Below are 6,000 nucleotides of genomic sequence, written 5' to 3'. Positions count from 1 at the left end.
ATAAACCCTAAGATTTCTTATCAAGGAAAATTAGGACTAAGTTATCCTATCAACCCAGAAGCATCTGTTTTTATTGGCGGACATTTCCATAGAGTTATAGGTGATAAGTTTAAGGATATTCCTACATTGAAAGCTCTTGCTAGTAATGCAGCAACACCAGGTGCAGCAACAGTAACGCTAAGCGTATGTCATTTTGGAATAGAATTTGGAGGAAGATTTAACTTCTAATTTTATTGTTGCCACATGTTAAAAATGATCTAAACTTATTTTTATTATTGCTACATATAAAAAGAAAATAGTGGCAAAAAAATGTAGCAATAAGAGGGGGGGGGGGACCAATTTATCTTCTATGCTTCCAACATTTTTTCTCTCTAACTTACATTCAGATATCAGAAGATAGCATTCCCATGGAAAGTGTATCTTCAAATATTTTATTTATTACCAACTTTATATAATATATTAAATTTCTCTTACAAAAATCACTAGTATTTTATACCAAAATATATATTCTGACTTGCTTTTCTCCTGCACTTCTACTATTTTTAACATATTTGTCACTATTAGGTTATAATAATATGAATTGCAAAAGAGTTCTCATAGCAAGTGCATTGATATCACTAATGTCTTTTTTACCTAGCATATCTTTCTCTGAATCAATACATGAAGACAACATAAACGGTAACTTTTACATTAGTGCAAAATACATGCCAAGTGCTTCTCACTTTGGTGCATTCTCAGTTAAAGAAGATAAAAACACAACAACTGGAGTTTTTGGGTTAAAACAAGATTGGGGTGGAGGAACAATAAGTGATGCTAGTAACACACTACAAGCAAATACAGTATTTACCATTCCAAATTATTCATTTAAATATGAAAACAACCCATTTTTAGGATTTGCAGGAGCTATTGGCTACTCAATGGGTGGTCCAAGAATAGAGTTTGAAGTGTCCTACGAAATATTTGATGTAAAAAACCAGGGTAACAGTTATAAGAACGATGCTCACAAATATTGCGCTTTATCAAGGAAAGATAACGGCATGCCAGCAGGCGACACTGATAAGAATAAATTTGTCTTCTTAAAAAATGAAGGATTACTTGATGTATCACTTATGATAAACGCATGTTATGACATAACAATTGAAAATATGCCATTCTCTCCATATATATGTGCAGGCATTGGTACTGACTTAGTTTCTATGTTTGAAATTACAAATCCTAAAATTTCTTATCAAGGAAAATTAGGTTTAAGTTACTCTATAAGTCCAGAAGCTTCTGTTTTTGTCGGTGGACACTTTCACAGAGTTATAGGTAATGAGTTTAGAGACATTCCTGCAATAACTCCTGCTGGAGCAACAGAAATTAAAGGTACACAGTTTGCAATAGTAACACTAAACGTATGCCACTTTGGATTAGAACTTGGAGGCAGATTCACTTTCTAATTTAGCTCAACATGCGTATAACTTTCACCAAAAACTTTACTGCATATAAAAGCTAAATTGTATTAATGATAAAGTAGCTAACAATTATATTATTTTTAAACCTAGTTTTCTATACACACATTGTAATTGTTAGCTAATTAAGTGATGCATTAGGACATAAATTGAAATTTATATTGTATATCTTACTTTGTACAATCAAATTTTGGATACTAACGCACCATATAAATTTAAGTTTTATAATCAGTTTTTACACATCAAATGCGAAAAAATTATCAAGTTAACAGAACTCAGAATACAATAAACTGCATGTACAACATAAGACATCAAAAATAACGGTCCCAACAATAAATAGAATAATACGCAAAACCTTACAAAATAACAATAAGGATCTACATAAATGCAAAACTACTAAACCTTATACCGCCACTTACACAAACAACGAACAAGTGATTAAAGCAACTTATTACAAAAAAAAGCCTAAGAATTCATCTTAATAGATATACAACAGTACAATCATAATACAAAAAACACATTATTCTCAAGATGACTGTAACCAACAATATTAGAGTGAACTACAATACAAACCTATACTTGGAAAATAATCACTCAACTTCAACTACAGTAAACTCTATAGCGTAAATCTAAATCCAACTTCCCAGCCAAAATAATCAGTATTCAAAGTAGCAGAAGCTGAAGTAGTTTTAGGAACTTCACTTAATGTACTGGGATGGTAAGCTATTTCTACTCTCTCATACTTATTACCTACAACTTTATGGTAATAACCCCCACCAAATAACATAGTATTAACATTTAGAGGATAATTAACACCGAACTTAACTTGACAAGAAAACTTAGGTAACGATATACCTAAAAATTTTATATAATCTGCACCAACACCAGCACACATATAAGGTGCTAAAGGAATATTACCACCAGCAACATCGTAACAAACACTCACATTAATTGATTTATCAACAACACCATTATTCTCTAGCACTATAAACTTATTAGCTGCACAACTGCTTTCACGAGACAAAGAAAAAAATTTGTAACTTTGGCTGTTTTCAGGATACCATTGTCTTTCAGGTTCAAAATTCTCATAAGAACCTTCAAATTCTACTCTAAAGTCATTAACATAATACCCAATAATACCACTAAACCCTGCAAAACTGCTTGCATAAGTAGGATCATATTGCCGTGTAAAGCTACCATGCTCAGATATTTTAGATTTATCAAGATCCATCGCAAAAATCTTTTTTGTAATACCAGGGATTGTTTCTTCAGCTGAAAAATTACTAAAATTAGGAACACCAACTTTATACTGACTACCTATATAAAGCCCTCTCCTCCCTTCAGAAAAGTTTACATCATCAGAAAAAGCACTACCAGAGAGGAAACAAACAAACGCACTAAGCGTAACACCTACAACAAACCTTTTGTAATTCATCTTAATAACCATTAATAACAAGGTAAATCATGATAATTTACTACAACAAACTATGCCAAGTCAAGTAATTGTAAATAATTCTATCTGCTATCAATAAACACACCCAAAGTACACAAAAAACACTCATTAACTATTAGCAATATATACAAACATCACTTTTTACTATAACAACAAAAAATAATGAAAACATACTAACTAATCTACTATACAAACACCTTAACACTAATCTCAATACCAAAATTCGGCTAATGCTGAAGTACTAACAGAGGTGAATAGCATTACATTACAGTACACTACACAGTACTATAGTTACCAATTACCCCTATGGTTGATATCCATTAATAAAAAAATACATCCTAAGTGAAAATTAATCCTAACATTATTAATAGAAATGTAGGATTTAACCTATTGAGTTTTAATAATTTTTTCCAGATATCTAAGAGAAAAAGGAATAACACATAGTATTATACTTTACACAGCTATGACAAATACTCAAGACTTATACTGTGATTTATAAAAACAACTTATCCAACACAGTTTGTAAAGGCAAAATATCTTCAATTGTTAGACATTAAATGTTTCTTATTGTCTTACAGCATCAAACCTTTTCATAAAATTCTTCAAGTTCTACTGTTAAATCTTCATAAAGTAAATATCCAAATGTAAGTGGTAGCATAAGAACATTACTACCGTATCCTGCTTCCAACAAATATTAAAAAAAAAAAAAGCATACAAAATTTTGTAAAAATAACTAATGTTTGTACCTACTGTATAACGTACATGAAACATTCAATGAAACTGATAAACTAGGTACTAATAATCCTAAGACTATCATTAAAGTTTTACAACCTTATACTTCATCATCTAATTTATCTAACAAAAAGATTTAAGACAAATATTCAAAACATTAACTAATCTACAAACAAAACCATAATTAATTAAGATCATATAAAAATATACTAATAAGTGTGCTACACTTTCAACATTTAACATGATAAAAAAGTAAATTTATTGAAGTATTGTTTGTCTATTGATACACTTTTTTAGGTATAAGTATAAACTGATTACACAACCAAAATACAAATGATTATTTTTAAAGTAAAACATTTCTCATTAAATTTATACTATTAAACATATGTAAACCAAAGTATTGTATAAACATACAGTATTGTTACAACTTTGGTGTACAAAAGCCACAATATTAGTAACATAACATAATAGGCATAAAGTTAATTAACAGTCAACAGTGCTAAATTTAAATCCTTTTTAATGTCTATAATAAGCTATCCATACTTTTCTTTAAGAAATAAATAGTACATGATTTAATATGTTGCTTTTTTGTAGTATTTGATATAGGTTACATATATTTATTAGCATTTAGGTAAGATAATGGATATGATTAACGTATTTGATAATATAGAAAGTGACACACTCCATGTTTCTAATTTTATCAATCAAGACTCTATTTACAAGTTCACAGTCACAGTACTTCCTGCATCTGTAGTTAACAATAGCGCAGACATTAATGATGATATATATTCTGTTGTTTTTTCATATAAAAGATATGAAGCACAACAACCATACGATCTTGTGGATAACGAGACAATAAGATTTGATGCTCACTTTGATCATATAGATCATAAGTTATACCTAACCAAAGATGACATATCTGTTGTATTAGACGAAGATATGTTAAGTTCATGCTTAAGTTGCATAAAGTTAATTAATAATAATATAACAAATATTTAAGCTACTGATCTTTAGAAACAGTAAAGAGGACCTATGTTCTCATTAATGTGAGTATTAGGTCTTCTTTAGTTTTTCCTGTATTAAAATATATCATGAATTCAAAGTTTTAGTTAAATAGGCTTTAACTTTCAAATATTAAACTCTGGCATGCTAATGAAAATTTACTATAAATGTTAGTGTCGTTATACTAGGTATTTTTGTCCTAACAAATGATATATAGTACACTTGTTTTTGAATTAAAGTAAATTTAAGCAGTTAATCTAGTTTTTAACGTAAATATTTATGATATATAAAAAAAGCTTATAATTTTTTACAATTTATTTTTTGTATCAAATAAAACATGTTGTTTTATTACTTTAACAAGATATAATGTAACCATTAATAAATTCAGGTAAGCTACAATGGATATTTTCAGCAATGAACTTAACGCTATTGTTAATGTAAATGGAACAATATACGAAGGAAAAGTTATTATAGACAACAATGGAAATTTTGATACTAGCCTTAGCTTGGCAGATGGTGTAGGAACTCTAGGTCATCTTTCTGGGAATATATCTCAAAATAATGAAACAAAAGAAAGCTATATTCTTGAGTATATATTTGAACAACGTATAGTTTATCCAACATTACCTGTTCTACACTCATTTAATGGACAAATAGTGTCATCCACTGAGGAAGCTTCACCTCATAAAATTGCTTTTGATAACAGTAATGATAATATTAAAATTATATTATCAGATTCAGAAATAGTTCAATCTGTATCTGATGTAAAAGAAAGTCAAACACAAGAAGTATTACAACCTGCTACTGATACAGCACAAGAAAATCAAGCACAAGAAGTATCACAACCTGCTACTGATACAACAAAAGAAAATCAAGCACAAGAAGTATCACAACCTGCTACTGATACAATAAAAGAAAATCAAGCACAAGAAGCACCACAACCTGCCGCTGATGCTCAAGAAAAAGAGGTATCATCACCTGCTGCTGCCAAAGAATGACCAAAAAAAGTGGACTATCTCAACCTAACAAAGCATAAATAACAATTTAGCTTAACACCATACAATGTAGTTTTTTATCATAGTTAATAAACTGTAATATTTGTAAAGCAGTTGTTCGATTTTACGAATAGCTGCTTTATAGCTAACATGTTGTACAGTAATTTGAATATAATTCTTATACAGCTTTACAATGTTTTCAAATAATGCTTGCATCTATTTGTATAAGCTGAAAATCCTAAACATCATTGTACTATCCATAATTTCTACAGTACATGAAATACCGAAAACATTTACATAGACTGTTGCTAATTTTGTTGTACTTTTATCTTATTTAATCATATAATTCACAAACTAATAAATTAAA

6 protein-coding genes are annotated in these 6,000 nt (G+C 29.3%); 4 read left to right on the top strand and 2 right to left on the bottom strand.

Annotation, left to right across the window (positions count from 1 at the left end):
- A partial coding sequence (locus DRF75_RS02015; RefSeq protein WP_129992569.1) for a P44/Msp2 family outer membrane protein occupies positions 1–228 on the top strand: 228 nt, incomplete at its 5' end.
- Between the two features lie 18 nt (positions 229–246).
- Here DRF75_RS02015 and DRF75_RS05035 read toward each other — a convergent pair.
- A complete protein-coding gene (locus DRF75_RS05035; protein WP_165375557.1) occupies positions 247–426 on the bottom strand; it encodes a hypothetical protein in 180 nt (59 codons plus the stop codon).
- A 149-nt stretch (positions 427–575) separates the two neighbouring features.
- On the opposite strand from DRF75_RS05035, the gene DRF75_RS02010 reads away from it, so the two are divergent.
- The gene (locus tag DRF75_RS02010; RefSeq protein ID WP_129992568.1) at positions 576–1,439 is read left to right on the top strand and encodes a P44/Msp2 family outer membrane protein; all 864 of its coding nucleotides are present in this window, start codon (positions 576–578) and stop codon (positions 1,437–1,439) included.
- 628 nt (positions 1,440–2,067) lie between these two features.
- Here DRF75_RS02010 and DRF75_RS02005 read toward each other — a convergent pair.
- A complete protein-coding gene (locus tag DRF75_RS02005) occupies positions 2,068–2,886 on the bottom strand; it encodes a P44/Msp2 family outer membrane protein (RefSeq protein ID WP_240729878.1) in 819 nt (272 codons plus the stop codon).
- A 1,389-nt stretch (positions 2,887–4,275) separates the two neighbouring features.
- On the opposite strand from DRF75_RS02005, the gene DRF75_RS02000 reads away from it, so the two are divergent.
- Together DRF75_RS02000 and DRF75_RS01995 are read left to right on the top strand one after the other, a co-directional pair.
- Positions 4,276–4,635 (top strand): hypothetical protein, encoded by a 360-nt coding sequence (locus DRF75_RS02000; protein WP_129992566.1) that lies wholly within the window; start codon positions 4,276–4,278, stop codon positions 4,633–4,635.
- A gap of 401 nt (positions 4,636–5,036) precedes the next feature.
- Positions 5,037–5,636, top strand: a complete 600-nt coding sequence (locus DRF75_RS01995) for a hypothetical protein (RefSeq protein ID WP_129992565.1) — start codon at positions 5,037–5,039, stop codon at positions 5,634–5,636.
- Positions 5,637–6,000: the final 364 nt, after the last annotated feature.

The organism is Ehrlichia minasensis, from assembly GCF_004181775.1.
In the GTDB taxonomy this organism is placed as follows: Bacteria; Pseudomonadota; Alphaproteobacteria; order Rickettsiales; family Anaplasmataceae; genus Ehrlichia; species Ehrlichia minasensis.
Note: the sequence above shows the minus strand (reverse complement) of the source record. Positions and strands in the feature narration are given on the sequence as shown.